Annotated in this window: 28 protein-coding genes; 23 read left to right on the top strand and 5 right to left on the bottom strand. The window is 56.6% G+C overall.

Annotation, left to right across the window (positions count from 1 at the left end):
- The first annotated feature begins 70 nt into the window (after positions 1-70).
- Together ABC395_RS08575 and ABC395_RS08580 are read left to right on the top strand one after the other, a co-directional pair.
- On the top strand, positions 71-1,015 hold the full coding sequence (locus tag ABC395_RS08575; RefSeq protein WP_413002259.1) for an ATP-binding cassette domain-containing protein: 945 nt from the start codon (positions 71-73) through the stop codon (positions 1,013-1,015).
- A complete protein-coding gene (locus ABC395_RS08580) occupies positions 1,005-3,035 on the top strand; it encodes an ATP-binding cassette domain-containing protein (RefSeq protein ID WP_413002261.1) in 2,031 nt (676 codons plus the stop codon). Before ABC395_RS08575 ends, ABC395_RS08580 begins: the two co-directional genes overlap by 11 nt.
- Positions 3,036-3,162: 127 nt before the next feature.
- Here the strand turns inward: ABC395_RS08580 and ABC395_RS08585 are convergent, their stop codons facing one another.
- On the bottom strand, positions 3,163-3,432 hold the full coding sequence (locus tag ABC395_RS08585) for a hypothetical protein (RefSeq protein WP_103995191.1): 270 nt from the start codon (positions 3,430-3,432) through the stop codon (positions 3,163-3,165).
- Between the two features lie 108 nt (positions 3,433-3,540).
- Here ABC395_RS08585 and ABC395_RS08590 point away from each other — a divergent pair, with 108 nt between their 5' ends.
- A complete protein-coding gene (locus tag ABC395_RS08590; RefSeq protein WP_413002263.1) occupies positions 3,541-3,816 on the top strand; it encodes a hypothetical protein in 276 nt (91 codons plus the stop codon).
- Here the strand turns inward: ABC395_RS08590 and ABC395_RS08595 are convergent.
- On the bottom strand, positions 3,759-4,013 hold the full coding sequence (locus ABC395_RS08595) for a hypothetical protein (protein ID WP_413002265.1): 255 nt from the start codon (positions 4,011-4,013) through the stop codon (positions 3,759-3,761). The two genes, ABC395_RS08590 and ABC395_RS08595, sit on opposite strands and share 58 nt — an antisense overlap.
- 202 nt (positions 4,014-4,215) lie before the next feature.
- On the opposite strand from ABC395_RS08595, the gene ABC395_RS08600 reads away from it, so the two are divergent.
- Together ABC395_RS08600 and ABC395_RS08605 are read left to right on the top strand one after the other, a co-directional pair.
- Positions 4,216-4,425, top strand: coding sequence for a hypothetical protein (locus tag ABC395_RS08600; protein ID WP_413002267.1), 210 nt, complete (start codon positions 4,216-4,218; stop codon positions 4,423-4,425).
- A 144-nt stretch (positions 4,426-4,569) separates the two neighbouring features.
- The gene (locus ABC395_RS08605; protein ID WP_413002269.1) at positions 4,570-4,935 is read left to right on the top strand and encodes a carboxymuconolactone decarboxylase family protein; all 366 of its coding nucleotides are present in this window, start codon (positions 4,570-4,572) and stop codon (positions 4,933-4,935) included.
- Between the two features lie 249 nt (positions 4,936-5,184).
- Here the strand turns inward: ABC395_RS08605 and ABC395_RS08610 are convergent, their stop codons facing one another.
- On the bottom strand, positions 5,185-5,442 hold the full coding sequence (locus ABC395_RS08610) for a DUF2627 domain-containing protein (RefSeq protein ID WP_413002270.1): 258 nt from the start codon (positions 5,440-5,442) through the stop codon (positions 5,185-5,187).
- Positions 5,443-5,899: 457 nt separating this feature from the next.
- On the opposite strand from ABC395_RS08610, the gene lpdA reads away from it, so the two are divergent.
- From lpdA to ABC395_RS08630, 4 genes are all read left to right on the top strand, one after another.
- Positions 5,900-7,324: a dihydrolipoyl dehydrogenase gene (lpdA, locus tag ABC395_RS08615; protein ID WP_413002272.1), complete on the top strand. Its 1,425-nt coding sequence runs from the start codon at positions 5,900-5,902 to the stop codon at positions 7,322-7,324.
- A 120-nt stretch (positions 7,325-7,444) separates the two neighbouring features.
- Entirely contained in the window at positions 7,445-8,446 is a 1,002-nt protein-coding gene (locus ABC395_RS08620; RefSeq protein WP_413002274.1) for a thiamine pyrophosphate-dependent dehydrogenase E1 component subunit alpha, read from the top strand.
- Positions 8,447-8,472: 26 nt separating this feature from the next.
- On the top strand, positions 8,473-9,453 hold the full coding sequence (locus ABC395_RS08625; RefSeq protein WP_413002275.1) for an alpha-ketoacid dehydrogenase subunit beta: 981 nt from the start codon (positions 8,473-8,475) through the stop codon (positions 9,451-9,453).
- A gap of 14 nt (positions 9,454-9,467) precedes the next feature.
- The gene (locus ABC395_RS08630) at positions 9,468-10,877 is read left to right on the top strand and encodes a dihydrolipoamide acetyltransferase family protein (RefSeq protein ID WP_413002277.1); all 1,410 of its coding nucleotides are present in this window, start codon (positions 9,468-9,470) and stop codon (positions 10,875-10,877) included.
- A 6-nt stretch (positions 10,878-10,883) separates the two neighbouring features.
- On the opposite strand, the gene prli42 is transcribed toward ABC395_RS08630, so the two are convergent.
- Positions 10,884-10,985, bottom strand: a complete 102-nt coding sequence (gene prli42, locus ABC395_RS08635; protein ID WP_016423989.1) for a stressosome-associated protein Prli42 — start codon at positions 10,983-10,985, stop codon at positions 10,884-10,886.
- A gap of 71 nt (positions 10,986-11,056) precedes the next feature.
- Here prli42 and ABC395_RS08640 point away from each other — a divergent pair, with 71 nt between their 5' ends.
- On the top strand, positions 11,057-12,193 hold the full coding sequence (locus ABC395_RS08640) for a M20/M25/M40 family metallo-hydrolase (RefSeq protein WP_413002279.1): 1,137 nt from the start codon (positions 11,057-11,059) through the stop codon (positions 12,191-12,193).
- Positions 12,194-12,461: 268 nt separating this feature from the next.
- Positions 12,462-13,487 (top strand): LCP family protein, encoded by a 1,026-nt coding sequence (locus tag ABC395_RS08645; protein WP_413002281.1) that lies wholly within the window; start codon positions 12,462-12,464, stop codon positions 13,485-13,487.
- A gap of 35 nt (positions 13,488-13,522) precedes the next feature.
- On the opposite strand, the gene mciZ is transcribed toward ABC395_RS08645, so the two are convergent.
- Positions 13,523-13,660, bottom strand: coding sequence for a Z-ring formation inhibitor MciZ (gene mciZ / locus ABC395_RS08650; protein ID WP_103995180.1), 138 nt, complete (start codon positions 13,658-13,660; stop codon positions 13,523-13,525).
- A 217-nt stretch (positions 13,661-13,877) separates the two neighbouring features.
- Here mciZ and ABC395_RS08655 point away from each other — a divergent pair, with 217 nt between their 5' ends.
- The 12 genes from ABC395_RS08655 (at position 13,878) to ABC395_RS08710 (ending at position 26,305) form a co-directional block, all read left to right on the top strand.
- Positions 13,878-14,444 carry an NUDIX hydrolase gene (locus tag ABC395_RS08655; protein WP_413002283.1) on the top strand — a complete coding sequence of 189 codons (567 nt, stop codon included), beginning with the start codon at positions 13,878-13,880 and terminating at the stop codon, positions 14,442-14,444.
- Positions 14,444-15,685, top strand: coding sequence for an endonuclease Q family protein (locus ABC395_RS08660; protein WP_413002285.1), 1,242 nt, complete (start codon positions 14,444-14,446; stop codon positions 15,683-15,685). Before ABC395_RS08655 ends, ABC395_RS08660 begins: the two co-directional genes overlap by 1 nt.
- 182 nt (positions 15,686-15,867) lie before the next feature.
- Complete coding sequence (locus tag ABC395_RS08665; RefSeq protein WP_413002287.1) at positions 15,868-16,371, top strand: PCYCGC motif-containing (lipo)protein; 504 nt, start codon at positions 15,868-15,870, stop codon at positions 16,369-16,371.
- Positions 16,372-16,690: 319 nt separating this feature from the next.
- The gene (gene spoIIM, locus ABC395_RS08670) at positions 16,691-17,332 is read left to right on the top strand and encodes a stage II sporulation protein M (protein WP_413002289.1); all 642 of its coding nucleotides are present in this window, start codon (positions 16,691-16,693) and stop codon (positions 17,330-17,332) included.
- Positions 17,333-17,434: 102 nt separating this feature from the next.
- Complete coding sequence (gene fur / locus ABC395_RS08675; RefSeq protein WP_413002291.1) at positions 17,435-17,956, top strand: ferric iron uptake transcriptional regulator; 522 nt, start codon at positions 17,435-17,437, stop codon at positions 17,954-17,956.
- A gap of 227 nt (positions 17,957-18,183) precedes the next feature.
- Positions 18,184-18,993, top strand: coding sequence for an SDR family oxidoreductase (locus ABC395_RS08680; RefSeq protein ID WP_413002293.1), 810 nt, complete (start codon positions 18,184-18,186; stop codon positions 18,991-18,993).
- A gap of 124 nt (positions 18,994-19,117) precedes the next feature.
- Positions 19,118-19,354, top strand: coding sequence for a DUF4227 family protein (locus ABC395_RS08685; protein ID WP_103995173.1), 237 nt, complete (start codon positions 19,118-19,120; stop codon positions 19,352-19,354).
- Positions 19,355-19,436: 82 nt separating this feature from the next.
- On the top strand, positions 19,437-20,336 hold the full coding sequence (gene xerD / locus ABC395_RS08690; RefSeq protein ID WP_413002295.1) for a site-specific tyrosine recombinase XerD: 900 nt from the start codon (positions 19,437-19,439) through the stop codon (positions 20,334-20,336).
- A gap of 250 nt (positions 20,337-20,586) precedes the next feature.
- Complete coding sequence (locus tag ABC395_RS08695) at positions 20,587-21,408, top strand: purine-nucleoside phosphorylase (RefSeq protein WP_413002296.1); 822 nt, start codon at positions 20,587-20,589, stop codon at positions 21,406-21,408.
- A 170-nt stretch (positions 21,409-21,578) separates the two neighbouring features.
- Positions 21,579-21,959: a cupredoxin domain-containing protein gene (locus tag ABC395_RS08700; protein ID WP_103995170.1), complete on the top strand. Its 381-nt coding sequence runs from the start codon at positions 21,579-21,581 to the stop codon at positions 21,957-21,959.
- Between the two features lie 275 nt (positions 21,960-22,234).
- A complete protein-coding gene (locus ABC395_RS08705; protein WP_413002298.1) occupies positions 22,235-24,937 on the top strand; it encodes a CHASE3 domain-containing protein in 2,703 nt (900 codons plus the stop codon).
- Positions 24,938-25,129: 192 nt separating this feature from the next.
- Positions 25,130-26,305: a D-alanyl-D-alanine carboxypeptidase family protein gene (locus ABC395_RS08710; RefSeq protein ID WP_103995169.1), complete on the top strand. Its 1,176-nt coding sequence runs from the start codon at positions 25,130-25,132 to the stop codon at positions 26,303-26,305.
- Positions 26,306-26,324 lie beyond the last annotated feature (19 nt).

Consider the following 26,324-nt stretch of genomic DNA (forward strand, 5'->3'; position numbering starts at 1 on the left):
AATCATTTGTTAACTTTGTATTATGTATTCCGGTTGACAAATCGCATTGTAGCACAGCAGGGGCGGTTTTGTGAATAGGTTTGTGAACAGGCTGGAGGTATTTGCACGGGAAATGGAAAACGATCACGAGAAACACACGCTATCTCCCTACAGAATGCACGAAGTGTCCGTCGTAAAAAGAGGAGAGCCAGCGGAAGGCGTCTCAGCCGCGGATCAAGCACTTCTTAACGAAATAAATATAGAGCTGCACAAAGGCGAATGGCTCGCCATCGTCGGCCGCAACGGAAGCGGCAAGAGCACCCTGGCGAAAGTAATGGCCGGCCTCATTCCGGCGGCGGGCGGATCTATCGAACCCGGCTGGACGGCCGGTGAACGGATGCGCATGGTGCTGCAAAATCCCGACACCCAGCTTATCGGCGAAACCGTCTACGAAGATCTCTGCTTCGGTATGGAAAATGCCGGGCTTCATCCCGACCGGATGCCGGAAACAGCCCTTCATGTCTTAGAGCTGGTCGGCATGGCGGATAAGCGGAATGACAGCTGCGAAACCTTGTCAGGCGGCCAAAAGCAGCTGACGGCTGTGGCGGGAGCGCTGGCTGTCGGCGCTTCCGTTCTGGTGATGGATGAAGTGACATCGATGCTGGATTCGTCTTCGCGCAGCATGGTAATCTCCGCTCTTTCGCAGCTTCACGAGCAGGGGATAACTATCGTCTGGATCACCCAGAGGCTGGACGAGCTGGCTCACGCGGACAAGGTTATCGTTCTGGACGAAGGGAAGACCGTTTATTCGGGCGACGCCACAGATTTTTTCTACGGGAGCATAGCGGATGAAGGCCCTCGCGAGACGAGCAGAGTAAACGGCACGGCCGCTTCTCCTTGTGTGGAGCAGGGATACGGGCTTCCGTACACGGTAGAGGTAACGCGGGAGCTGCACAGGCTGGGAGTACTCGGCCTTGAAGAGCGGCCTGTAACGCCGGGCGAATTGATGGAGGTTTTGAAGCGCTATGGGCTATGATCTGCACGTTAAAAACCTTTCGAAAACCGTCGGCGGGCCGGATGCTTCTTTTGCCGTCCGGAACGTATCCTTCACTGCCCGGTCGGGAGAGATTACGCTGCTTATCGGACGGAGCGGAGCGGGTAAATCGACGCTGCTGGATATGCTCGGAGGATTATCCGTTCCCGGCGGAGGCAGCATCCGGTACGGAAACACCGGGCTGTGGCCGGGCAGCAAACAAAGCGTACGGGAGGCGAGACGGGAGCTTGCGCTTGTTTTCCAGCATCCGCACGAGCAGCTTTTCGCGTCGACGGTGCGCGGGGAGTTTCAGTACGCGCTGAGGCCGTTCAAGCTGAGCAGGGAGGAGCGTGAGGCCCGCATAGCCGAAGCGCTGGATCTGTTCGGCCTCGGTCCTGAGCTGCTGGACGAGCGCCCTCACGAGCTCAGCGGGGGCACGCAGCGCAGAGCGGCGCTCGCGTCCGTCTTCGCGTCCCGGCCCCGCTGGCTGCTGCTCGATGAGCCGACGGCGGGCCTCGACCACGAGGCGGCCGCGAGGCTCACCGGCACGCTGCGCGACTGGACGCGGCGGACGGGCGGCGGCGCGCTCGTCGCGACGCACGATCTCAATGCGTTCCTGCCGGTGGCGGACCGCATCGTGATGATCTCGCAGGGCACAGTCGTGCACGACTGTACCCCTGCGGAGCTGGCTGCGCGTCCCGCCCTTGCGGGGGACGCGGGGCTTCTGCTGCCGGAAACGCTGGCGCTCGGCAGCCTGCTCCGCCGGCACGGCGTGGACGTGCCGGCAGGGCTTCCCGCGCCGGGGGAGACGGCGCGGGCGATTGCTGCCGCGCTGGCGGCCCAGCCGCTCCGCGGGCAAGGCGCAGCGGCCGCCGCGGCGGAGGGGCGGGCGCAGGGCGAGAACACCGCTGCGCCCGCCCATGCAGCCGTGAGCCCCGGCGGCGCGGCCCGCGAGGCCGTGCTGCTTTGCGGCCTTGGCGCGCCAACCGCCTCCGGCAGCGGCAGCCCGCCTGCCCCCGCTTCGGGCAGCTCAACGGACCCGGCAGATGCAGTATCGGCCGGTCCGCTTGAAAGCGGCGCACGGGCCGGTTCCCCGACTACCGCGGGTAACTCGTCTGCCGCGGAGACCGTAAACGCCGCTGCCTCGGCTGATGACCGGTCTTCTACGCGCGTCAGCAGGCCGGCCAACGCCGCAAGCGGCCTTGATGCTGCCGCCGTTTCCGGCGGCGGCACATCCCCGGCGGCGGCTCCCCGGCCGCCCGCCATGCCGGTCGGCCGGCGTTTCGATCCGCGGACCTTCTGGGCCGGCTATGTGCTTCTGTCGGCGGGAATTCTGCTGCAGCATTCGCTGACGGGCCTGGCCGCAGCCGCGGCGGTAACCGTACTGGCCGTCCTGCTGTCGCAGGTCCCCTTCAAGGCGGTCTGGAAGCCTCTGCGCGCATTTCTGATCTTTACGGGCGTGTCGGCCGTCATCGCAGGACTGAAGATTGGAGCCGGTCAAGGAGGAAGTCCTGTCGGCTTCGATCCCCAAGCGGCGCTCTCGGCCGTCCGGGCGTTATCGAACCTGATGCTGGTGCTTGTTCTTGGCGTCCTTTTTCCCCTTGCGGTGGGTTATTTGCGGATGAAACAGGGAGTGGAGCAGGGGCTGGCCTTTCTGGCGCGGCTGAAGTTTCCTGTTGAGGCTGTTGCCTTGACGGCTTCACTTATGTTCCGTTTCATTCCGCTTATCGGCGGGCAGTGGAACCGTTTCGGCCGGATCGCCAAAGCCAGGGGACAGGGGCGCGGCGGTAAAAGCGGGCTCGGGTTTGCCGAGTTCCGGATTATGGCGCTGCCGTTCATGTTCGCTCTCATCCGCATGGCCGACGAGTTCTCGACGGCTCTGGAGATAAGAGGCTACAGCCGGACGGGAGGCAGCAGAACCCGGAGCCAAACCCTGCGGATGCAGGCTCGCGATTATACCGCGATAGGTGTTTTTCTCCTTGTGTTTCTCTGTCTGGTCGTTCTCGCCCGCCTGCTCGGATAAACATACGGGCTGTTCCGTAATCCTGCCGGATATTTTGTCCGCGGAAGGGCCATACATGCCCGAATTATAAAAAGCCTGCGGAACGGATGCGTTCCACAGGCTTTTTATGCTTCCTTCCGTAGAAGGGTTAGGATTCGATTTTTTGAAGGGCTTGGCCGGAAATGTTGTCCAGGTACCGGTCCAGGCAGTTGCAAAGAAAATCTTTGCGGCAGATCGGGCAAGGCTCCTTCAGCAGCCGGGAAATACGGGATGGTTTGATTTCTCCGGATTGCAGATTGCGTTCGAAGAAAATACGGCCGTGTGTACGGTCTTTCAGAACGACAACGACTTCAAACAAGCCGTTTTTCGGGTTATCGCTTACTTTGGTTGCTTCAACAACCTGCGGATCATATGCCATGTTTCTTCCTCCTTAGTCACTCCTGCATCTTCGGACAAAGACAGGCAGTGGATTTTTATATTATAATAAATTCAGCACGTTGTATTCAATAGAAAGGTTGGAGGCCCTTTGGAGATCGATTATACGGAAGTGATATCGGCGGAAAACGGACTGAATATTGCCGTCGGCGTCCATTTCGAAGACGAACCGGATTCCTACTACGTCGTGGATGTCCTGGCTTCGCCGGAAGGGCGCATACACAGTCTGGAACTGATGTTTAACGGCTTTGCCTGTAAATATGACTTCAAGCCCGAGGAGAAGGAGCAGCTCGTCCGGTACTTAAACGCTCATAACCCGCTTGCTCTGCCTTGGATAATCCCGGATGAAGAAGCCGGCGGAAAATAATAAACGGAACCGTCCTCCGTATGCGGGAACGAGTTCCGTTTATGTTTGTGAGCGACTCTTCTTTTTTTCTCCTGCAGAGTCGGGGTGGATTTGGTGGCGGGCTGAATGCCGTCCCACGTCTTCCTTTTGATGGCCGGATCGAGTTTTCCTTCGCGGATTTTTTTGTCCCGCAGTTTGCGCGCTCGGCTGATTGCCATATCGGTTGGCCTCCTTTTAAGTCTTGACAGACTCTTGAATACTTTATCTAGTATACTCCTTCAGACGCCGGATTGACAATGAATAGTACTGGCAGGGGGCGTGAGCATAGGCAGTTCCCGACGGAGCAAGCGGGACGGGTCTGAAGATTACGGGACGCTTACTTGATTGCAAGAGACCGCGGATACCTAGGAGGTGCTGGGCGTGAAGATCAGAATCGATCTTTCCGTAGGCGGCGAGAACGTAAAAGAAGCTTTTCTCGAGATTGAGGATCGTAAAGTGGATCATTTAACGGAGGAGGAGCTCTTTCAAGCCGTTGAGATTAATATCCGCAGCTGGGCGGACCGGGAAGTCGGAATCTCCTGGGAGATCGTGGAGCCCCCCGTTCGGCCCGAAGACGAAGAAGAAGGCTGAAAAGCAGGACCGAACCGGTTGTCAGGATACGGAATCCCAAAATGGAGCCGAAACGCCGCCGCCTTATTTGCTTTTCGTATGGGCTCAAGACGCTTGGGGCACTCTACAGGAGACTAAACGGAATCTGCCAGTGGGGTGACTAATATGAGTTCTGTAACACACGAAGGCGGCGGGGCGATGGATGCCAAAATCGACGCCTATAAAACGGGAATTTCACAGCTTCAGCAGCAACTGCCGGCGGTAGCGGACGCTTATCACCGGTTTACGGGCGAATGCTTCAAAGACGGTGCGCTTCCTTCCAAAACGAAGCAGTTGATCGCGCTGGGAATGGGGCTTTTTGCCAACAATGAAGTCTGCACCTTCTACCACGTCCAGGAAGCGCTGAGCAAAGGGGCGAACGCTGAGGAAATTATGGAAACGGTCGCGGTTGCGGCTGCAATCGGCGGCGGACATGCCATGTCCCAGGGAGTCACACGGGTGGAGCAGGCGCTCAAAGGTGTCGTTCATTAACTCGATATTTTCGTTCCCGGCATAAAAAAACAGCTCCCTGCTGAAAGGAAATCCTTTCGGGCGGCGGGGCTGTTTGTCTGGGTGGAGCTGCATCGGAGGTGTCCGTGCTTTAGTGCCTGTCCTCCGTTAACGGATCGGGATGATTTCTGACGTGCGGCGGATAACCGTGGGAATGCCTCATACGTTAGGGCGTATAGGCCAAGTACCGGGAACGGCGTATTCCTTGCCCGCAAGCCGGCCGGCAGATAATTACCGTCTGCGCTTCGCTTTGAACCGCGGTGCGACATAATTGCGCTTGCGGTCGCGGAAAAAAGTCCAGCCTCCGATAAAAGCGACGCCGAGACCGAAAAGAATGAAACCGAGGACGAATTTGCCCCATTGCATATAGCCTTCCGCCTCGAATTGATGGAAGAATGCGTCTTTCATGGACAGAAAACCGTAGGTCGCCATAACACCGGGGACAACGAGTAGCATAATCGCGACAAAACGGCTTAATTTATCTTTCATAATGCGGCTCCTTTACAAATCAGAAAAGAGAATAAGTGAGGGCTCAGCGCCTTTATTCCCATGATACCGTGTCCGGATGGTTCTGTCTATTTTCGGACGGCTACTATATTTTAAAGGCGTACAGGAGTTACAATGAACGGGACGGGCTCGGCCGTACGGGGGCACACGCCTGCCCGGCAGCCGGCTTTTACGGAAGGCCCTTGTACGTTGTACAATGAGGACGAACCAGCCCTGCCTTACATAAAAGATACCTACACATAGAAGCATGAAAGACCCGTACAAGATTCTAAGGAAGTAACCAAAAGAAAGGATCCGAAAGCAGGATCTATATGTGCATCCAAAGAGGGATCCGGAAAAGGATCCAAAGATTGATCCAAAGTAGGATCCAAAAATCCAAAGAAGGATCCGAAGAACGGGCCGGAGTCAACGGTCTTGTTAAGAACAGGAGGAAACAGGAATGAGTGGACAAGCATACGATATCGTTATTCTCGGAGGCGGAACGGGCGGCTACGTGGCTGCAATCCGTGCGGCCCAGCTCGGCAAGAAAGTAGCGTTGGTGGAGAAGGACAAACTGGGGGGGACCTGCCTGCACCGCGGCTGTATCCCGAGCAAAGCGCTGCTCAGAAGCGCGGAGGTTCTGGCCACGACGAGACAGGCGGAAGAGTTCGGCGTTATCGCGCCGGAGGTTTCCCTGGATTTCACCCGTGTGCAGTCCCGCAAAGACGGGATTGTGGCGCAAATTCACAAGGGCGTGCAGTATCTGATGAAAAAAAATAAAATCGACGTTTTCAACGGAATCGGACGTATTATGGCCCCGTCGATTTTCTCTTCGAGAAGCGGAACGCTTTCCGTCGAAATGCCGGACGGCAGCTTCGAGACGCTGGTTCCGGAGCACCTTATTCTCGCTACAGGATCACGTCCGCGCGTTCTGCCGGGTCTGGAACCGGACGGTGAGCACATTTTGACGAGCGACGAAGCTCTGGCGCTTGAAAACTTGCCGGAGTCCCTGATCATCGTCGGCGGGGGTGTTATCGGCGTGGAATGGGCGTCGATGATGAACGATTTCGGCGTGGACGTAACCGTCGTAGAAGCAGGCCCCCGTCTCGTCCCGACGGAGGACGAGGAAATCTCCCGCGAGCTGGACCGGCTGCTCCGCAAACGCGGCGTGAAGGTGCTCGCAAACGCCAGTGTGCTCGCGGACACGCTCCGCAAGGACGCGTCCGGCGTCACGGTCGCGGCCGAGCAGAAAGGCGAGCGCGTGGAGCTCGCCGCCGCCAAGATCCTCGTATCGGTGGGAAGATCTCCGAACGTGGAACAGTTCGGGCTGGAGAACACCGATGTGAAGCTGGAGCGCGGCTTTATCCGCGTGAACGGGCACATGCAGACGAACATCCCGCACATCTACGCCATCGGCGATGTGATCGGCGGTCTGCAGCTGGCCCACGCGGCCAGCCACGAAGGCGTCGTCGCGGTCGAGCATATCTGCGGCTTGAAGCCGCACGCGCACGAGGCGCACCGCATCCCGAGATGCGTGTACACACGGCCCGAAATCGCGTCCGTGGGCTGGACCGAGGCGGAAGCCAAGGAGAAAGGCTTCCGGGTAAAAACGGGCAAATTCGGCTTCAAGCCGCTCGGCAAAGCCATCGTGTACGGGGAGAACGACGGGTTTGTCAAAGTCGTGATCGACGCGGAGAAGAACGATCTGCTCGGCGTTCACATGATCGGGCCTCACGTCACGGACTATATCGCGGAAGCCGCGCTTGCTCAGCTTCTGGAAGCTTCCCCGTGGGAAATCGGAAGCACGATTCATCCGCATCCGACGCTTTCCGAGGCGTTCGCGGAAGCGGTTCTCGCGGCCGAAGGCCGGGCGATCCACATTTAACCAAGGGTCTAAAACGGTTGTCTGTGCCAAATGTCCGTTGAATTGGACAAGAATACCGTTTATAATAAAGTTATAGTGTCTAGTATTAAGACCAGGTAACAAAAAGGAGGCGCAGCCCCAATGTCCATCGGTCAATACGTTAAGCATCAGCAATTAGGACTTTCCGATGAAAGAGTCATTCAAATGTATACATCCATGCTGCTCGCGCGCAAATTCGACGAGCGGTCCCTGCTTCTGCAGCGTTCCGGCAAAATCGCCTTTCACGTATCGGGCGTAGGCCAGGAAGCCGCCCAGGCGGGAGCGGCGTACGCTCTCGACGCGGAGAAAGATTATTTCCTGCCTTACTACCGCGATTACGCGTTTGTTCTTTCGGTAGGCATGACGATGAAGGAGCTGATGCTTTCGGTATTCGCGAAAGCGGAAGATCCCAACAGCGGCGGCCGCCAGATGCCGGGCCACTTCGGACACCGGAAGCACCGGATCGTGACGGGTTCCAGCCCGGTTACGACGCAGGTGCCGCATGCGGTAGGGATTGCCCTGGCCGCCAAAATGAAGGGCGACGAGCTCGTCTCCTTCGTTACTTTCGGGGAAGGCTCCAGCAACCAGGGAGACTTCCACGAAGGCTGCAACTTCGCCGGCGTGCACAAACTGCCGGTCATTCTCATGTGCGAGAATAACCGGTACGCGATTTCGGTTCCGCACCATAAGCAGGTTGCGGGCAATATCGCCGACCGGGCGATCGGCTACGGCTTCCCGGGTGTGAAAGTGGACGGCAACGATCCGCTGGAAGTGTACCGCGTGGTCAAGGAAGCCCGCGAGCGCGCTCTGCGGGGCGAAGGACCGACGCTGATCGAGGCGGATCTGTACCGGGTTCCCCCGCATTCCACGTCCGACAACGATCTGTTGTACCGCACGAAGGAAGAAGTGGAAGAGAACCGCGCCAAAGACGGACTGCCGAAATTCCGTCAATATCTGATCGACTGCGGCATCTGGAGCGAAGAGAAGGACCAGGAGCTTCAGGCTGCGATTCAGAAGGAAATCAATGAAGCGACAGCCTACGCGGACGCGGCTCCTTATCCGACAGGCGAAGATACGCTGAAGCACGTATACGCCCAGGCGTAAGTGCAAGAGCAGAGGGAGGCAGCAACGTGGCAGTAATTACCTATTTGGAAGCAATCCGTTCGGCGATGCAGGACGAAATGCAGCGCGACGAAAATGTATTTGTTTTGGGAGAAGACGTTGGCAAAGGCGGCGTGCTAAACGCGACGAAAGGTCTTCGTGACCTGTACGGCGAGAGCCGCGTGCTTGATACGCCGCTGGCCGAATCGGCTATCGTCGGAACGGCGATCGGAGCCGCGATGTACGGGATGAAACCTATCGCGGAGATCCAGTTCGCGGATTTTATTTTTCCGGCGACGAACCAGATTATCAGCGAAGCGGCCAAAATCCGCTACCGCTCCAACAACGACTGGAGCTGTCCGATCGTCATCCGCGCCCCTTACGGAGCGGCGGGAGGCGGAGCGATTTATCACTCGCAGTGCCCGGAATCGGTGTTCTTCGGAACGCCGGGCCTCAAAATGGTCGCGCCGTCCAATCCTTATGACGCCAAGGGACTGCTTTTGGCGGCTATCCGTGACCCGGACCCGGTGCTTTATTTTGAACATAAAAAATGCTACCTCTCGTTATCGGCTGAAGTGCCGGAGGGTGACTATATCGTACCGATCGGCAAAGCCGAAGTGAAGCGCGAAGGCACGGATTTGACCGTGATCGCTTACGGAATTGCCGTGCATTTCGCCCTTCAGGCGGCGGAAGAGCTGGCGAAGGAAGGCATCAGCGCCCACGTGCTCGATCTGCGCACGATCCAGCCGCTTGACGTACCGGCGATTCTGGAAGCGGCGGCAAAAACGGGCAAGGTTCTGATTGCCCATGAAGACAACAAGACAGGCGGAATCGGAGCGGAAGTAGCCGCCATCGTGGCCGAAGAGCTGCTGTACGATCTCGATGCGCCTATCCGACGTTTATGCGGACCGGATGTTCCGGCCGTCGGAATGAACCCGCCGATGGAGAAGTTTTTCCTGCTTAACACGGACAAATTAGCGGACGCGATGAGAGAACTCGCGCAGTTTTAATGGGGGAACGCGATATGAGCGAATCAAAATTCCGGCTGGCCGAAGTGCCGGTGCCTCATCTGGCGGAAAGTCTCGTTTCCGCTACGATCGGTACCTGGCTGAAGCAGCCCGGTGACTATATCCAGCAGTACGACGTGCTTTGCGAGCTGTACACGGACAAAGTCAACGTCGAAATGCCCAGCCCGATCGAAGGCCGGCTGGTCAAAATCCTTGTCGGCAGCGGCGAAACCGCAGCCGTAGGAGACCCGATCTGCCTCATGGAAGTGCCGGAGACGGCGGATGCGGCTTCCGCTGGCGCAAGCGGCGGCACTGCACCGCAGGGAGACTCCGCGGCGGCAATCGCGGAGGACAGCGCCGACCAGAGCATGCGCGGCCGCTACTCGCCTGCCGTACAGCGTCTTGCCGCGGAGAACGCCGTGGACCTGGGCCGCGTCAAGGGCACGGGTTTCGGCGGACGCATCACGCGCAAGGACGTCGAAACCTACATAGCGCAGGGCGGAACCGCATCGGCTCCGAACGGCGGCGGCCAGGCTGCTGCCGCACCGCACACACAAGGAGCCCCCGCGGCACAGCAGGCGCCGTCCGCGCCGGCTCACCAGCCGTCTGCGCAAGCGCCGGTCGTGAATCCTTACAAGCCGGAGCCGCAAATTCCGGTGCGCAGCAGCGGAATTCACCTTTCGCAGAATCCGCCGACACCGCTCGAATTCGACGCGAATTCCGATTCGCGGGGCGAAACGTTCATCGACGTGACGCCGATCCGAAACACGATTGCGAGCCGCATGCGCCAGAGCGTATCGGAAATTCCGCACGCCTGGACCATGATCGAAGTGGACGTCACGAATCTCGTCACCCTGCGGAGCAAGGTTAAAGAAGAATTCATGCGTCAGGAAGGAATCAATCTGACGTATCTGCCTTTTCTTCTGAAAGCCGTGGTCAACGCCATCAAAGACTATCCGATCATGAACTCGGTCTGGGCGGTCGACAAAATCATTATCAAGCGGGATATCAATCTCGCGCTTGCGGTCGGCACGGAGGAATCCGTTCTGACGCCCGTCATCAAGAAAGCGGATCAGATGAATATCGCCGGGCTGGCCCGCGAAGCGGACACCCTATCGAAAAAGGCCCGCTCCGGCAAGCTGTCGTTAAACGACTTGCAGGGGGGCACTTTTACCGTGAACAACACGGGGTCCTTCGGTTCCATCCTTTCGCAGCCGATTATCAACTATCCGCAGGCGGCCATCCTGACCTTCGAATCCATCGTGAAAAGGCCGGTCGTCATCCAGGATATGATCGCGGTCCGTTCGATGGTGAACATCTGCCTGTCGCTGGACCACCGGATTCTGGACGGGGTTATCTGCGGACGCTTTTTACAGCGCGTGAAGGAAAATATGGAAGCCTACAATCTTGAAACCAAGCTGTATTGAGGCGTATTATGAGGTTGTCAGGAAGCTGAGGGAGACCATCAAAGTCGAGGCGACCATGCTGAACAGCATGATATACACGACGATTTTGAACAGACGGTTGCGTTTCATACCAATCACTCCTATTCGGACAAACTTTTCGCTGACTCTATTGTAAACCATAGCAACAACGGAGGGAACCCATGATCCAGCAGGAACGGTTAATAAAAGAATTTATCGAGCTTGTACAGGTCGACAGCGTGACGCAATACGAACAGGAGATCAGTGTAGTCCTGCAAAAGAAATTCAAGGACCTCGGCCTTTCCATCCAGACGGACGACGCGGCCGAGAAAACCGGACATGGCGCCGGCAACCTGATTTGCATGCTGGAAGCGAGCGGCGCACCGGAATCGACTCCGTGTATTTTCTTCACCAGCCATATGGATACGGTGGCTCCGGGCAACGGAATCAAGCCGCAGATCGGTGAAGACGGCATTATCCGCAGCGACGGGACTACGATTCTGGGAAGCGACGATAAAGCCGGAATCGCGGCCATGTTCGAAGCTATCCGCGTGCTGAAGGAGCAGAATATCGCTCACGGTCCCATCCAGTTCGTGATCACGGTCGGGGAAGAGTCCGGCCTGAAAGGCGCCCGCGCGATGGATCCGTCCGTCATGAAGGCGAAGTTCGGTTATGCGCTGGACTCTAACGGCGAAATCGGCGAGATCGCCGTCGCGGCTCCGGCCCGCGCCGAAATCAAGATCGTCATGTACGGCAAATCCGCTCATGCGGGCGTGAATCCGGAAGACGGCATTTCGGCCATTCAAGTGGCGAGCAAAGCGGTATCCCGCATGAAGCTGGGCCGCCTGGATTCGGAGACGACGGCTAACATCGGCAGCTTCTCCGGCCTCGGTCCCCTCAACGTGGTCTGCGACCGTGTGCTTCTTGAAGCGGAAGCGCGCAGCATCGTTCAAAGCAAGCTGGAGGCCCAGCTGGCCGCGATGGAGCAGGCGTGCAAAGATACGGCGGCCGATTTCGGCACGACGTGCGATTTCGAAGCGGATATCGTTTATCCCGCTTTCATGCACGACGAAACATCGCCGGTTGTGAAGCTGGCCATGAAAGCCCTGGAAGGCATGGGCTGCAAAACGAGCACGTTCCATTCCGGCGGAGGAAGCGACGCGAATATTTTCAACGGCATGGGAATTCCTACGGTAAACCTGGCGGTAGGTTACAAGGAAATTCACACGACGAACGAACATATCGCGGTATCCGACCTCGTGAAAACAGCCGAAGCGGTAGTGGCTATCGTGCGGGAAGTGACCGAACAGGCAAAATAAGCAGTCCCGGCTCAAAAACCTCCATTCCAGAAGCCTTAGCGGCACTCGGGATGGAGGTTTTGTTTTTAGGTTTTTTTGCTTACAGTCCGCTCCGTTTAAAAATCGGCAAAGACGTACGTCTTCCCCGGAGAAGTAAGTCTTCGTTTCGGTTTCACAAAGTTTCCCGCTTTCTACAGAAGATGTTAGAGGCGGGGAGCTTTTTTTTACCGGCGGTTTTCCCATACTACGGATAAGTGCACATTGCAGAACCGGGGGTGAGACGGAACGGATGAAACGAGAACGCAGAAGAAAAAAGCTCTGGCTCTGGGCGGCGCTGCCCCTTGCACTGCTGCTCGCGGTAGGCGGCTATTACGGTTGGCACGCTTATCACAGCTGGGATCTGGTGTACAAAGAACGGACCGAAACGGGTGTTCCGCAAATCGCGCCGGTTAATCCCGCTCCGGTGAGGGAAACACTTGCCAAAGAGACGTATGTGTTTCTGATGCTGGGAATAGACTCGGGAAACGTCGAACAGGGGCGTTCGGATACGAACATGCTGGCCGTTGCCGATTCTTCGAACCAGAAAATAACGCTACTGTCGATTCCGCGGGATACGCGGATCCGGATTCAGGGACACGGCAAAGAGAAGCTGGCGCACGCTTACGCTTACGGGGGAGCGGATCTGGCCGTGAAAACGGTCGAAGCGTTTTTCGGCATTCCGGTGGATTACTATGTGGCTTTTAACTTCAACGGGGTCAAAGAATTTGTGGACACGCTCGGGGGACTGTCTGTTGACGTGGAAAAGAATATGGACTTCGACGACCGGATTACGCATCGTCATGTGTATCTCAAGAAAGGCCGTCAGACGCTGAACGGTCAGCAGACGCTGAATTACGCCCGGTACCGGGGAGATGCGGACGGCGATTTCGGGCGAATGCGCCGCCAGCAGCAGGTTGTGCGCGAGCTTCTTACCCAGACGGTTCAATACCGCAACGTGGCCAAGATCAATAACCTGCTCAAAATTATGGGAGGCAATGTCCGTATGGACATACCGGCCCGGACCGTATTCCAGTTTGCGGGAACTTTTTCGGCCCTGACCGGTGACGATGTGGTTACGATGCCGATTGAAGCCGATACGGCGACGATCGGGGGAGTGTCGTATATGAATATAACGGAGAGCGAACGCAGCCGGGTATCGGCCGAATTGCAGCGGCTCATCCGTAAACAGCCGGACCCTGCCGCGGCGCCTTTACAATCATACGAAAGTTACGACAAGATGGAGTTCTGGAACGGAAACAGGTTCGGGAAACCGTAAGCGATTGATGCCTGTCGAGGCTGCGGAGCGCCTGGTTATCCGGATTTTTGTTCCAGAAAAACGACAAGCGGCAGATCGCGTCCGCCCTTCTTTACGGCGAGCTCCAGGTACTGTTTGATCTCCCATGCTTTTCCGACGAGACGCAGGCTTTCGGAAGCTGTATAATTTTTCATGATTCATTCCTCATTTCCGCAATTAGTTTAGGTTAAAAACCTATGCGAGTAAGGGACGAGTTATGTCAGCTGTTAAAATAAGGCACAAAACCCTGTAATCATTCTTTCCCCGTTTTGCCATAATTCAACACAGGGTAAAGCCGCTTTTTTTCCGACATTTGATATAATAGGGGAGAAAACAAGCGTTTCCGGGGATTGCCCGGGGGAGGAGCGGAACATGTCAGCAGATCAAAACAACCGGAAATTTGAGGAAGTAACGATAAAAACCGAACCCATCTTCGAGGGGAAAATCATCACGCTGCAGGTGGATCACGTCCGCCTGCCGAACGGGGAAACGGCCACGCGCGAGATCGTGAAGCATCCGGGTGCCGTGGGAGTCTTGGCCTTAACCGACGACGACCGGATGATCGTGGTGGAGCAGTACCGCAAGGCGCTGGAGAAAAGCCAGGTGGAAATTCCGGCGGGTAAGCTGGATCCGGGCGAAGAGCCGATCCGGGCGGCCATCCGGGAGCTGGAGGAGGAAACCGGCTACAGCTCGGAGTCGGTCCGTCCGGTTTGCTCCTTCTATACGTCGCCGGGTTTTGCCGATGAAATTCTTCATCTGTTCGTAGCCGAAAATCTGGTGCGGGGTGAAGCGCGGCCGGATGAGGATGAATTTCTGGAGTGCGAAGCGATCACCCTCCAGGAAGCGAAAGAGCTGATTGCGCGCGGGAGCATCAGCGACGCCAAAACCATTACGGCCGTGTATGCCTGGCAGGCGTACAAGCTGACGGGCTCGTTCTGATGCTGCGGACGTACTACGCGGATCTTCACATTCATATCGGCCGGACGGAGAAGGGGGCCGCGGTAAAGATCAGCGGAGCCCGGAATTTGACGTTCTACAACATTGCCCGCGAGGCGTCCGACCGTAAAGGAATCGAGATCGTCGGCATCATTGACTGTCATTCTCCGGCGGTGCAGGAAGAAATCGAGCACTATCTCGCTGTGGGAGAAATGAAGGAGCTGGACGGCGGGGGCATCCGCTATCATCAGACCACCGTTCTGCTGGGAAGTGAAATCGAGGTGCGCGATCCCGGGATGGGACCGGTGCATCTGCTCGTTTTTCTCCCGAAACTGGCTCAGATGAAAGAGTTTACAGAGTGGATGCGTCCGCGCATGAAAAATGTGGAGCTGAGCTCCCAGCGTATGTACGTCACGGCCAGGGAGCTCCAGGCCGAAGTGCTCGGCCGGGGCGGCATTATGATTCCCGCCCATATTTTTACGCCGCACAAAAGCATTTACGGCAGCGGATCGACCCGCATGGAGCACATGCTGGACCTGGACGGGCTGGCGGCTGTCGAGCTGGGGCTGAGCTCCGATTCCGAGATGGCAGGCTATCTGCCGGAACTGGACCGCTACACGTACGTTACGAATTCGGATGCCCATTCGCTCGGAAAAATCGGCCGCGAGTACAATGAGCTGCTGCTGGCGGAGCCCACGTTCGAAGAGTTTGTGCTCGCTCTCCGGAGAGAAGGCGGTCGTGCGGTTACCGCGAACTACGGCCTCAATCCGCGGCTCGGCAAGTATCACCGTACCTACTGTCTAAGCTGCGAAAGCATCCTGGATGAGAGCGAGGCGGCGGTCGGAAGATGCCTGTACTGCGGCAGCCCCAAAGTGGTGCGGGGCGTCATGGACCGCATTCTGGAGCTTGCCGGACGCGAGGAGCCTTATGTGCCGGACTACCGCCCGCCTTACTACTACCAGGTTCCCCTGGAGTTCATTCCGGGACTGGGCAAAAGAAAGCTGGACGGGCTGCTGGCCAGGTTCGGCACCGAAATGAACATCCTGCACCGGGCGACGCGGGAAGAACTGGCCGAGACGGTGGGGGACGACATCGCCGGGATGATTCTGGAGGCCCGTTCGGGAGTTCTTGATCTCCAGGTGGGCGGCGGAGGCACCTACGGGAAGGTAAAAGCGCCGGTGAAAGCTTCCGTGAAAACACAGCCGGCCGACGGGGGTACGGCGGACAAAAGTTCAATTGGCTGAAGACTGGGAGGCTGAGGCTGAATGCTTTGGCTGGTATTTAAGGCTGAATGTTAAGGCAGAATGCTTTGGCTGGAAGTAAGGCTGAATGTTGAGGGCTGAATGAGGCGTATGCCCGCGCGCCTCTAGAGTGGGGAAGCGGGAAGAATAATCTTATTCCCGCATAGGGAGAGGGGAATGTGAAGATGAACAAAAAATGGGGCCTGCTTACGGCCACTCTTTTGTGCGCAAGTATGCTGGCGGCCGCCTGCGGAAGCGGGGGAGCCAAGGAGGAAGTGCACGGAGCCGGCGAGGCGCATCATGCCGCGAACGGGGACTTGCAGGAGAAGACGGCTTCGTCCGCCGTCCTGCCGTCCTTCCTGAGCAAGCAGCGCGAAGAGATTCGGATTGTTTACGAATTGGCCGGCAAAAACGCGGACCTGCTGCAATCCATGCCGTGCTACTGCGGCTGCGGCGAGAGCGCGGGTCACAAGAGCAATCAGAACTGCTTTATCCGCGAAACGAACGCGGACGGCTCCGTTGTCTGGGACGATCACGGGACCCGCTGCGGCATCTGCCTCGAGATCGCGGTAAAGGCCGTCTCACTCAAGAAGGACGGCAAGACGCCGCTCGAAATCCGCAAGGTGATCGACGAGACCTACGGGGGCAGTGCGGGCAAGCCGACCGATACGCCTCTGCCGGAGGCGTAAGTCAGGCGGCGGCCTTCGCGCAGCGGCCGGAGACCGTGCCCGCCGCAGCAGACGCATCCCGCGCAGCAGAAGCATCCCGCGCAGCGGGCAGAATCCGGCTGGGAACGACGGAAGGCATTCCTGCCGGACGATCGACCGCCTGCCGCCGCTGCCGCAAAAAGGAAAGCCCTCGATTCTTATGAGGGCTTTTTTTATTTGGGAGCCGCATGGCGGCGGTCGCCATTCCAGTCCGTTTTAGCCCAAGACCGCCGTCTGGTCTATCCTTGTTGCCTTCCGCATAGAATGCTTATAGTGAACAAGCGGACAAGGAGGACTTATCATGCCGGCTATGCAGACCTTGAAGCAGTATTTCAGAGAACAGTTTACGCTCTTTCTATTCGTCTCGGTCCTCTTCGTCGTGGGTGTCGTGTTCGGCGCAGTTATGGTCAATGCGCTGTCTCTCGAGCAGAAGCAGGAGCTGGGGCGCTATCTCAGTTCGTTCTACCGGACGATAGAAGACGGGGCCCAGGTGGACGGAAAGCAGTCGATGCTGGCGGCGTTCTCGCTTCACATGAAATGGATCCTGCTCATTTGGACGCTGGGGCTGTCCGTAATCGGGCTGCCGCTCATCCTCGTGCTGGATTTTCTCAAAGGGGTCCTGATCGGCTTCAGCGTAGGCTTTATGGTCGGGCAGCTTTCCTGGAAAGGCATCGCTTTCGCCCTAGTCTCCATCGCGCCCCCGAATCTGATCGTGGTACCGGCCATTCTGATCTGCAGCGTCGTTTCCATCAGCTTCTCTCTTTTCATCATCAAAAACAGGCTTGTCCGCCGCAGCGGCACCATTTATCACCCGTTTATGCGGTACTCGGGCGTTACGCTGGCGATGGGCGTCTGCATGCTTGGAGCGGCGCTTTTGGAAGCATTCGTGTCTCCGACGATGATGAAGTGGGTTACACCGATGCTGGCGGCTTTTGCTAACTAGAATTATTCTAAATAGTCGTTTGACTTTCGTGACTCCCTCCCTCTATAATGAAAAAAGGGAAACTATCGCGCCGTTTAGACGCGTTGTAAGAGGGGGAGGAGTATGGAAGCACGTATTGAGAAGATCAAGCAGCAGCTGCAATCCCAAGGTTACAAGCTGACTCCCCAGCGGGAAGCGACGGTTCGAGTGCTGCTCGAGAATGAAGAAGATCACCTTAGCGCCGAGGACGTATTTATGCTCGTCAAGGATAAAGCTCCTGAAATCGGACTTGCTACCGTGTACCGGACGCTCGAATTGCTTAGCGATATGCATGTGCTTGAGAAAATGAATTTTGGAGATGGCGTAGCCCGTTACGATCTGCGCAGCGACAGCACCCATCACCATCATCATCATTTGATCTGCGTGCAGTGCGGCGCAGTGGACGAGATTATGGAAGATTGGCTGGGACCGCTGGAAGAACGGCTCGCCCGTGAATATAACTTTAAAGTGCTGGATCACCGTCTCGATTTCCAAGGTATCTGTCACAGATGTCAGGAAAAAGGCGTCGATCAGCCGAAAAATAAAGACAGTAACCACAAGCATCACCATCATCATGCAAGCGCAAAACCTTCCACGCTCGTTTAACGCAGGCGCGGAAGGTTTTTGTCTGTCTGACGCGACCCGTGGTTACGGAAAACCCGCTGCAAATCCAGCGGGTTTTTGCCGCTTCCGGAGCCCTTCCCGACGGAGATAAATTCGGGCGCGTGCTATCGTTTCTTCGGGCGGTTCACCGGGTAAGGAGGCAGTGGAACATACCCAACACCAACATGCCGCTGCCTGGCACAGGATCGGCTTTCAAAGGAGGACGGACCATGGAGCAAACGAATGGCGTACATACGGGGGACTACTGCTTGGCCGGAAAAACGGCTCTGATCACGGGAGCAAGCTCGGGGATAGGCAAAGCGGCGGCGCTCAGACTAGCCAAGCTGGGGGTCAAGGTCTGCCTGGTGGATATCAGCAAAGAGCATGCCGAGGATGTTCAGGAAATAATTATGCGCAAGGGCGGGGAAGCGATTGTCGCGGAAGCGGACATTTCCGACCCGGAGCAGATCAAAGCCGCGTTCGGGAAGGTGCGGGATGCGTGGGGAAGACTTGATATCGTGCTCGCCAATGCGGGAATTAACGGCAAAATAGCGCCGATCGAGGACCTGGAGCCGGAGGAGTGGGACGCGACCCTGCAAACCAATCTGAAAGGCACGTTCCTGACCGTAAAACATGCGATTCCCCTGCTCAAAGAAAACGGGGGCAGCATCGTTATCACCAGTTCCATCAACGGAACGAGAATTTTTAAAAATTTCGGGTTCACGGCCTACAGCTCTTCCAAAGCGGGGCAGGTGGCCTTCGCCAAAATGGCTGCGCTTGAGCTGGCCCGTTATAAAATCCGCGTCAACGTGATTTGCCCCGGTTCGATCAACACGAACATCGAGGACAGCACGGAACGCACGCCCGAGCTGGAGGAAATCCGGATTCCGGTCGAATATCCGGAGACGAGCATGCCGCTGGCGGACCGACCCGGAACGCCGGAACAGGTGGCGGATCTGCTCGTTTTCCTCGGCTCCGACCTGTCCAGCCACGTTACGGGGACGGAAGTATACATCGACGGTGCGGAATCGCTCCTTTAACGGCTCAAGCGGAGGAGCGCCTGCGGGTGCTCCTTTTACAAATCAGAACCTTTCCCGAATGCGGCCGGAGCCGCATATCCGGCGTTCCCCGGTCATACGCTTGTATTAAAGGGGGACGGGTTATATGATCGTATCCGTACATAAATGGCTGGAAAGAACCAAGTTTCTCATTTTGTTCGTCACGCTTACGTATGTCCTGTACCGGGTGTTTGCCCTGTTCTCGGTCTGGGTCGAACCGGTTGACAAATACCGTCATCCCAGCGGCACCTCGGTAAAAGTGTTCCAGCAGCACGCGATTCAGACGGAAGGCAGCGAGAGTATGGCGACAAGGCTCCGTTTGTTTTATTGGTACGGGGAATAAAGAGGAATTACCGGATTTGTGACGAATGGTATATAGACTTAAAACCGGCTAGCTTAGAAACGCCATGAAGGAGCAAGGAACCTTGAGAGAAGATCTGGAAGTATTCATGGACTATCTGGAACATGAGAAAGGGTTGTCCCGGAATACGCTCGAATCGTATGCTCGGGATTTACAACAGTATATAGAATTTCTGGAACAGCAGAACGTCCGGACGCTCGGAGAGACGAGCAAGGTGCATGTGGTCAGCTATATCGCCCGTCTGAAGCAGCTCGGCAGGGCAACGGCGACCCAGTCCCGGACGCTTGTTTCGGTCCGTTCCTTGTACGGGTATATGATCCGCCGCGGAAAGATGGATTTCGACCCGACGCGGGATATAGAGAATCCGAAACAGGAGAAGAAGCTGCCCCAGGTGCTGAGCATGGACGAGATGGAGCGGCTGCTCGGCGCGCCGCAGACGGACACGAGCAACGGCATCAGGGATAAGGCGATGCTGGAAGTGCTGTACGCGACCGGTATCCGCGTGTCGGAGCTGATCAGCCTGGATGTCGGCGACGTCAACACGAGCCTGGGATTTGTTCGCTGCGTCGGCAGCGGGGCCAAGGAGCGGATTATTCCGCTTGGAACTATGGCCGCCAAGGTGGTTGACGAGTATGTATCCGCTTCGCGGCCGCATCTGCTGAAGGTTCACAAGCCGGAAACGGCCTTGTTCGTGAACCATCTGGGTACGCGCATGACCCGCCAGGGCTTCTGGAAAATGCTTAAGCGGTACGCCGCGGACGCCGAAGTGGATAAGGACATTACGCCGCACACCTTGAGGCATTCCTTCGCCACGCATCTGCTGGAGAACGGGGCGGATCTGCGTTCCGTGCAGGAAATGCTCGGTCACGCCGACCTCTCCACTACACAAGTGTATACGCATGTGACGAAATCCAAGATGAAGGAAGTTTACGACCGGACGCATCCGAGAGCGAAAATGACGTAACGGTTCCCGGCCCCTTTAGGGGCTTTTCCTTTTGCCGGTACGAAAGCTTCCTTTAACGCGTCAATGCGGTATTGGGTATTTTTGCATCCCGGAGGCAATAATGAGATAATGTCCATGCTGTTTTTGCCTTACATAAAAAATGACCGGGCTGTACCCCCGCATTTGACAACCGGAGGGGGTTGTCCAAATGAAACGACCTTTGTCAAGGAATTCAAATAATCGGACACAATAAGAGAGGAAGTGTTCTTACATGAGCACAGAAAAACAACGCGTCACCGAAGCGGCGGCTTATATTGAAGGAAAGCTCGGCTTCCGTCCTACCGTGGGTCTTATTCTCGGCTCCGGACTCGGCGTCCTGGCCGATCTGATCGAAGAAGCTGTCGTTATCGACTACAGCGATATCCCGCACTTCCCGGTTTCGACCGTTGAAGGTCATGCAAGCGAGCTGGTGGCCGGTACGATCAAAGGCAGACAAGTCGTCATGATGAAAGGCCGTTTCCATCAATACGAAGGATACGGCGCGGAAACGGTCGCTTTCCCTGTCCGTGTCATGAAAGACCTTGGCGTTCAGACGCTCATCGTGACCAATGCGGCAGGCGGAGTAAACACCTCTTATGAAGTCGGCGATCTGATGGTGATCCGGGATCATATCAACTTCATGTTCCGCAATCCGCTTATCGGTCCTAACGACGACGAGCTCGGACTGCGGTTCCCCGATATGTCCGAAGCTTACAGCAGAAGACTCGGCAAGCTTGCGCACAGCGTTGCGGAGAAGCAGAATTTCTCTCTGCGCGAAGGAGTCTACCTCGGCCTGCTCGGACCGACTTACGAAACACCGGCCGAAATCCGCATGATCCGTACGCTCGGAGCGGATGCCGTCGGCATGTCGACCGTTCCGGAAGTGATCGTCGCACGCCACGCCGGCATCGAAGTGCTCGGGTTCTCCTGCATCTCGAACATGGCCGCGGGCATCCTGGACCAGCCGCTTTCCCATCAGGAAGTGATGGAGACGACCGAGAAGGTCAAGCCCAAGTTCCTTCAGCTGGTTCTCGGCATTATCGAGGAGCTGTAGAGCTTTTTGCAAACGGCGCCGCTCGGGGGGCAGGGTAGGTCCGAAGCGGCCTGGAGATCAAATATCACAAAATTGTCACAAATTATTCGAAGTTTGCCTCAGGAAAGGATTAGGCAATTTCCGATATTTTAGGTACAATAATTAGGTAATTACGCGATGGGGGGATCTTCATGTACAAGTGGATCATGTTTGTACTATTTATCGGCGCGAGTGCTATGGGAGTGGGTTTCCTCTTTCAAGATATCAATGCCCGACAAGCGGAAAGAGCCGCGGAAGAAACAGCCGGCGCTTCTCTCAAAATTGCAGCATCCAACTGGAAATTCGATCAAGCGGAGTACAAAATTCCGAAAGGCCAGACCAAGGTTTCTCTCATCCTGAAAGAAGGCGTGCACGCCATCGACATTACGGGTGAAGGCGTTGACGTTAAGCTGGACGGAACGAACAAGTCTCAGGAAGTGAACTTCGAGAAGCCGGGCAAATACGAAATTAAGTGTATCCTGCCTTGCGGCGAAGGCCATGACGAGATGAAATCGGTTCTGGTGGTCGAATAAGAGCGGTACGGTTATGGAAAAGGAGTCCCGGGCGGGCTCCTTTTTGTTTCCCCAAACGCGGCAAGGGCTTTTTTTTATAAAAATCTAGTAAAGACAGTTAGCACGTGATAGAGATCAGTAGTATACTAGTTAAATTGAGCTTTTTAATGCGAATGCAAAAGGCTGTGTTTGCTGCAGGCCTCTGCGAGTCGTGTGCCTTATCGGGAGCATGCGGCCTTTTCGGCCGTGCCCTTGTATTCGTTAAAGAGAAGTATAACTAGCTAGGGGGAGTAAGTGTGGCGCGAGCACGGCGTTTCAGTATCCGGTGGAAAATTATGTCCGGCTACCTGCTTATCCTGATCTGCCTGGGGGCCTCGATTTTTGCCGTTAACGGACGGATTGTATCTTTACAGAACGAGATCGACTTTGTCACCGAACACGATATCGCGGTGCATGACATTACGTCGGAGATAGAAAAAGAGCTCCTCGACATGGAGACCGGCCAGCGGGGGTATGTCATTACCGGTGACGACCGCTACCTGGAGCCATATGAGAAAGCGCAGGCTGGCTGGCTGTCCGATTACGATACGCTTCACGGGCTTGTTGCCGACAATCCCTCTCAGCAGAAACGTCTGGAGGAACTGCGTTCGGTCATCGAGAAATGGATCGCCGAGTCGGGACAGCCTGTCATTGCCTGGAAAAAGGCCGGGAATACTCCGCAAATCCAGCAGTATTTTCAAGAGGATCCCGGCAAGAAATATATGGACCGGATTCGTGTGATGATCGACACGTTCCGCAGCACGGAAACGAAATTGACGGTGGACCGGGTAGCCAATCTCGACGAGCGCAATCAGGATATGCGCAGCGCCCTATACCTGATGATGTTCGGCGTGGCGGCCGTAGCCATCGCGACGGCCATACTCATCTCCCGCTCGATTCAGGGAACGATCAGCAAGGTGATCCGCGCCATCAACCACCTGGCTTCGTCGGAAGGAGATTTATCCGAACGGATCGAAGTGAAATCGCGCGATGAAATCCGCGACCTTGGGGACGCCACGAACCGTCTGCTCGACAACGTGCAGCGTGAGACCGGGGAGAAAACGCAGGTGGCCGAGCTGACGACTGCTTTGCAGGGCTTTACGGACACGACGGCACTATCCGAAATGTTCGTCCGCAAAGCGGCGGAACTGTTCCGCGCTCCCTATGGTGTGGTGTACGTGCTTCAAACCGTCGAAGGCGAATACGGCCTTCACCGGATGGCGGCCTACGCGTCCGATGGCGGAGACGGGGAGCGCCGCCGCATGTTTAAGCCGGGCGAAGGGCTTGTCGGGCAGTGTGCCGAAGAAAACCGGATGCTGGCCGTCGACCACCTGCCGGAAAACTATGTGACGGTCCGCTCCGGCCTCGGAGAAGCGGCGCCCCGGCATATTCTGATCGCCCCGGCTTCCTTTAAAGGTTCGGTTACGGCCGTGGTGGAATTTGCCTCTTTCGAGCCGTTTACGGCTTCTCAGCGTCTGGTATTGAGAGAGCTTCTCAGTTCGTTCGCTATTATTCTTAACAGCGTCGGAAGCCGCATGGAAGTGGAGCGCCTCCTGCAGGAATCCAGAGTGATGGCGGAGGAACTGCAAGTTCAATCCGAAGAGCTGCGCACCCAGACGGAAGAAATGCAGGTCACCAACGAAGAGCTGGAAGCCCAGTACCGGGTATCGGAACAAAAAACGCTGGAGCTTGAACAGGCGTCACTGGAGCTCCAGGCCAAGGCGGAGCAGGTGCAGCTGGCGTCCCAATACAAATCGGAATTTCTGGCGAATATGTCCCACGAACTGCGGACACCGCTGAACAGCATGCTGCTGTTGTCCCAATTCCTCGCTGAAAATCAGAACAACACGCTGAGCGAGGAAGAACTTCAGTACGTGGAGCTGATTCATAAAGCGGGCAACGATTTGCTCGCCCTTATCAATGACGTACTCGATCTCTCCAAAGTCGAAGCGGGCAAGCTCGAAGTGAATTACGCGCCGTTTAATTTGACGGAACTGCCCGACAAAATGGAACATCTTTTCGGCAAAATGCTGGAAGACAAAGATGTTGCGTTCAAACGTACCATCGAACCCGGACTGCCGGAGATCATCCAGACCGACGGTCAGCGGCTGGAGCAAATCGTCAAGAATTTGCTGTCGAACGCGGTTAAATTTACGCATTACGGCGAAGTAACCCTATCGCTGCGGCGTGCCAAAGAGAGCGAAGAGAACCACCTGCTGCCCGGGCTCGACTGGACGACGGCACTGGCGATATCCGTGCGGGATACGGGGATCGGCATTCCGAAGGAGAAGCAGGAGCATGTCTTCGAGGCATTCAGGCAGGCGGACGGGGCCACGAGCCGGCAGTACGGAGGCACGGGGCTGGGACTGTCCATTTCCCGCGATCTGGCCGGTCTGCTGAACGGCTGCATCCATCTGGCGAGCGAGGAAGGAGCGGGAAGCACCTTCACGCTGTATATCTGCTGCCTGGAACGGGCGGATACGGCCAGTCTGGAAGCGGCTTCCGCAATGGAAGCGGAGGCGGATGCCCTGCCGGCTCCGGCTAGGCCGAAGCGGGAAGCTTCCGGGCGTACGGGAACGATTATCGCGGGAAAAACGGTGCTTATCGTGGATGACGATCCCCGTAACGTCACGGCGCTCAGCGTGGCGCTGGAAAGCAGAGGAATGCGCGTGCTGACCGCTGGCGACGGGATCGAATGTCTCGCGCTGATGGAACGGACGCCGGATATCGACGTCGTGCTGATGGACATCATGATGCCGGGGATGGACGGATACGAGGCGATGACGCGCATCCGGCAGCGCGAAGAGTGGGCGGATCTTCCGCTCATTGCCGTCACGGCCAAAGCCATGAAAAACGACCGGGATAAATGTATCGAGGCCGGCGCTTCGGACTACATCTCCAAGCCCGTCGATTTAAATCAGCTGATCTCTCTGCTGAATGTCTGGTTAAACGAGAATTGAAATAGGGGAAAGAGTAGAGCGCGGCTGAGAAGCCCGCTCTTTTTTGTTGAAGACTTTTGCGGGGGACAGGGAATCACTGGAATATTTTCACCCGGTTCCGTCAAGACTGCTTAATGAAATTCCCGGTTTACCTGCCGGCCACCCGGTTTGTGAATCGTATGTCTAATTGTTGAGCAGGAGGGGTAGAAGACGATGTGGAAGAAAATGAGCTGCGCGGTTCTGGCGCTGAGTCTGCTGCTGACCGCAGCCGGGCCGGCCGCTTGGGCCAAAGAGGAGAAGCCTCAGCAGGTTGATCTCGCTCCCAATGCGCAATCGGCTGTACTCATGGATGCGGACTCGGGCGAAATTATTGTGAACAAAAACATGGATACGAAGCTTCCGCCGGCCAGTATCACGAAAATCATGACGATGCTTCTCATTATGGAAGCCGTAGACAGCGGAAAAATCAAAATGACGGACAAAGTCAGCACCAGCGAATATGCGGCGTCGATGGGCGGATCGCAAATCTTCCTGGAGCCCGGCGAAGAGATGAGCGTTGAAGAAATGCTCAAAGGTATCGCCATGGCTTCGGGGAACGACGCGTCCGTAGCGATGGCCGAGAAGCTGGCGGGCTCCGAGGAAAATTTTGTCGCGATGATGAACGAGCGCGCCAAGCAGCTCGGAATGAACAACACCCATTTCTCCAACTGCAACGGGCTCCCGACGGAAAATCATTATACCTCCGCGCATGACATCGCGATTATGTCGCGTGAACTTCTCAAACATACCGGCATCACGAAGTTTACCGGCAACTACCAAGACCATTTGCGGAAAGATTCCGCCAAACCGTTCTGGCTCGTCAATACGAACAAGCTCGTCCGTTTTTATTCGGGAGCGGACGGCCTGAAGACGGGATACACAAGCGAAGCGAAGTTCTGCTTGTCCGCGACCGCTATCCGTGACGGTTTCCGCGTGATTGCCGTCGTACTCGGCGAACCCAACACGAAAACACGCAATGCCGAAGTGACGAAGCTGTTCGACTACGCGTTTGCCCAGTACACGAATTTCCCGATCTTCAAAGCCGGAGACGCCCTCGGGGAGCTTAAGATCAGCAAGGGCGACGTGGCGTCGGTACCTCTGACCGCAGCGCGTTCGTACAGCATTCTGATGAAAAAAGGCGAGGGCAAAGAAGGCATTCGCCACGAGCTCCAGCTTAACCAGGATCTGAAGCCGCCGATCGCCAAGGGACAGCCTATCGGCAAAATCGTCGTGTACAAGAACAACGAAGTGCTGACGGAGTACCCGATCGAGTCTCCCGCCGAGGTTAAAAAAGCTGGCTGGTGGACGCTGATGAAGAGGTCGGCGCGCAGCCTGTTCGGCGGAGAATAAAGTCGCATTTTCCCGCTTC

It is taken from the genome of Paenibacillus canaveralius (genome assembly GCF_047238265.1).
In the GTDB taxonomy this organism is placed as follows: domain Bacteria; phylum Bacillota; class Bacilli; order Paenibacillales; family NBRC-103111; genus Paenibacillus_F.

Coding starts and splice junctions, on each gene's coding strand:
- ABC395_RS08580 (WP_413002261.1), top strand. CDS start 1,005: ATGGGCTATGATCTGCACGTTAAAAACCTTTCGAAAACCGTCGGCGGG.
- ABC395_RS08585 (WP_103995191.1), bottom strand. CDS start 3,432: ATGGCATATGATCCGCAGGTTGTTGAAGCAACCAAAGTAAGCGATAAC.
- ABC395_RS08595 (WP_413002265.1), bottom strand. CDS start 4,013: ATGGCAATCAGCCGAGCGCGCAAACTGCGGGACAAAAAAATCCGCGAA.
- ABC395_RS08605 (WP_413002269.1), top strand. CDS start 4,570: ATGAGTTCTGTAACACACGAAGGCGGCGGGGCGATGGATGCCAAAATC.
- ABC395_RS08610 (WP_413002270.1), bottom strand. CDS start 5,442: ATGAAAGATAAATTAAGCCGTTTTGTCGCGATTATGCTACTCGTTGTC.
- lpdA (WP_413002272.1), top strand. CDS start 5,900: ATGAGTGGACAAGCATACGATATCGTTATTCTCGGAGGCGGAACGGGC.
- ABC395_RS08620 (WP_413002274.1), top strand. CDS start 7,445: ATGTCCATCGGTCAATACGTTAAGCATCAGCAATTAGGACTTTCCGAT.
- ABC395_RS08630 (WP_413002277.1), top strand. CDS start 9,468: ATGAGCGAATCAAAATTCCGGCTGGCCGAAGTGCCGGTGCCTCATCTG.
- prli42 (WP_016423989.1), bottom strand. CDS start 10,985: ATGAAACGCAACCGTCTGTTCAAAATCGTCGTGTATATCATGCTGTTC.
- ABC395_RS08640 (WP_413002279.1), top strand. CDS start 11,057: ATGATCCAGCAGGAACGGTTAATAAAAGAATTTATCGAGCTTGTACAG.
- ABC395_RS08645 (WP_413002281.1), top strand. CDS start 12,462: ATGAAACGAGAACGCAGAAGAAAAAAGCTCTGGCTCTGGGCGGCGCTG.
- mciZ (WP_103995180.1), bottom strand. CDS start 13,660: ATGAAAAATTATACAGCTTCCGAAAGCCTGCGTCTCGTCGGAAAAGCA.
- ABC395_RS08655 (WP_413002283.1), top strand. CDS start 13,878: ATGTCAGCAGATCAAAACAACCGGAAATTTGAGGAAGTAACGATAAAA.
- ABC395_RS08660 (WP_413002285.1), top strand. CDS start 14,444: ATGCTGCGGACGTACTACGCGGATCTTCACATTCATATCGGCCGGACG.
- ABC395_RS08665 (WP_413002287.1), top strand. CDS start 15,868: ATGAACAAAAAATGGGGCCTGCTTACGGCCACTCTTTTGTGCGCAAGT.
- spoIIM (WP_413002289.1), top strand. CDS start 16,691: ATGCCGGCTATGCAGACCTTGAAGCAGTATTTCAGAGAACAGTTTACG.
- fur (WP_413002291.1), top strand. CDS start 17,435: ATGGAAGCACGTATTGAGAAGATCAAGCAGCAGCTGCAATCCCAAGGT.
- ABC395_RS08680 (WP_413002293.1), top strand. CDS start 18,184: ATGGAGCAAACGAATGGCGTACATACGGGGGACTACTGCTTGGCCGGA.
- ABC395_RS08685 (WP_103995173.1), top strand. CDS start 19,118: ATGATCGTATCCGTACATAAATGGCTGGAAAGAACCAAGTTTCTCATT.
- ABC395_RS08695 (WP_413002296.1), top strand. CDS start 20,587: ATGAGCACAGAAAAACAACGCGTCACCGAAGCGGCGGCTTATATTGAA.
- ABC395_RS08700 (WP_103995170.1), top strand. CDS start 21,579: ATGTACAAGTGGATCATGTTTGTACTATTTATCGGCGCGAGTGCTATG.
- ABC395_RS08710 (WP_103995169.1), top strand. CDS start 25,130: ATGTGGAAGAAAATGAGCTGCGCGGTTCTGGCGCTGAGTCTGCTGCTG.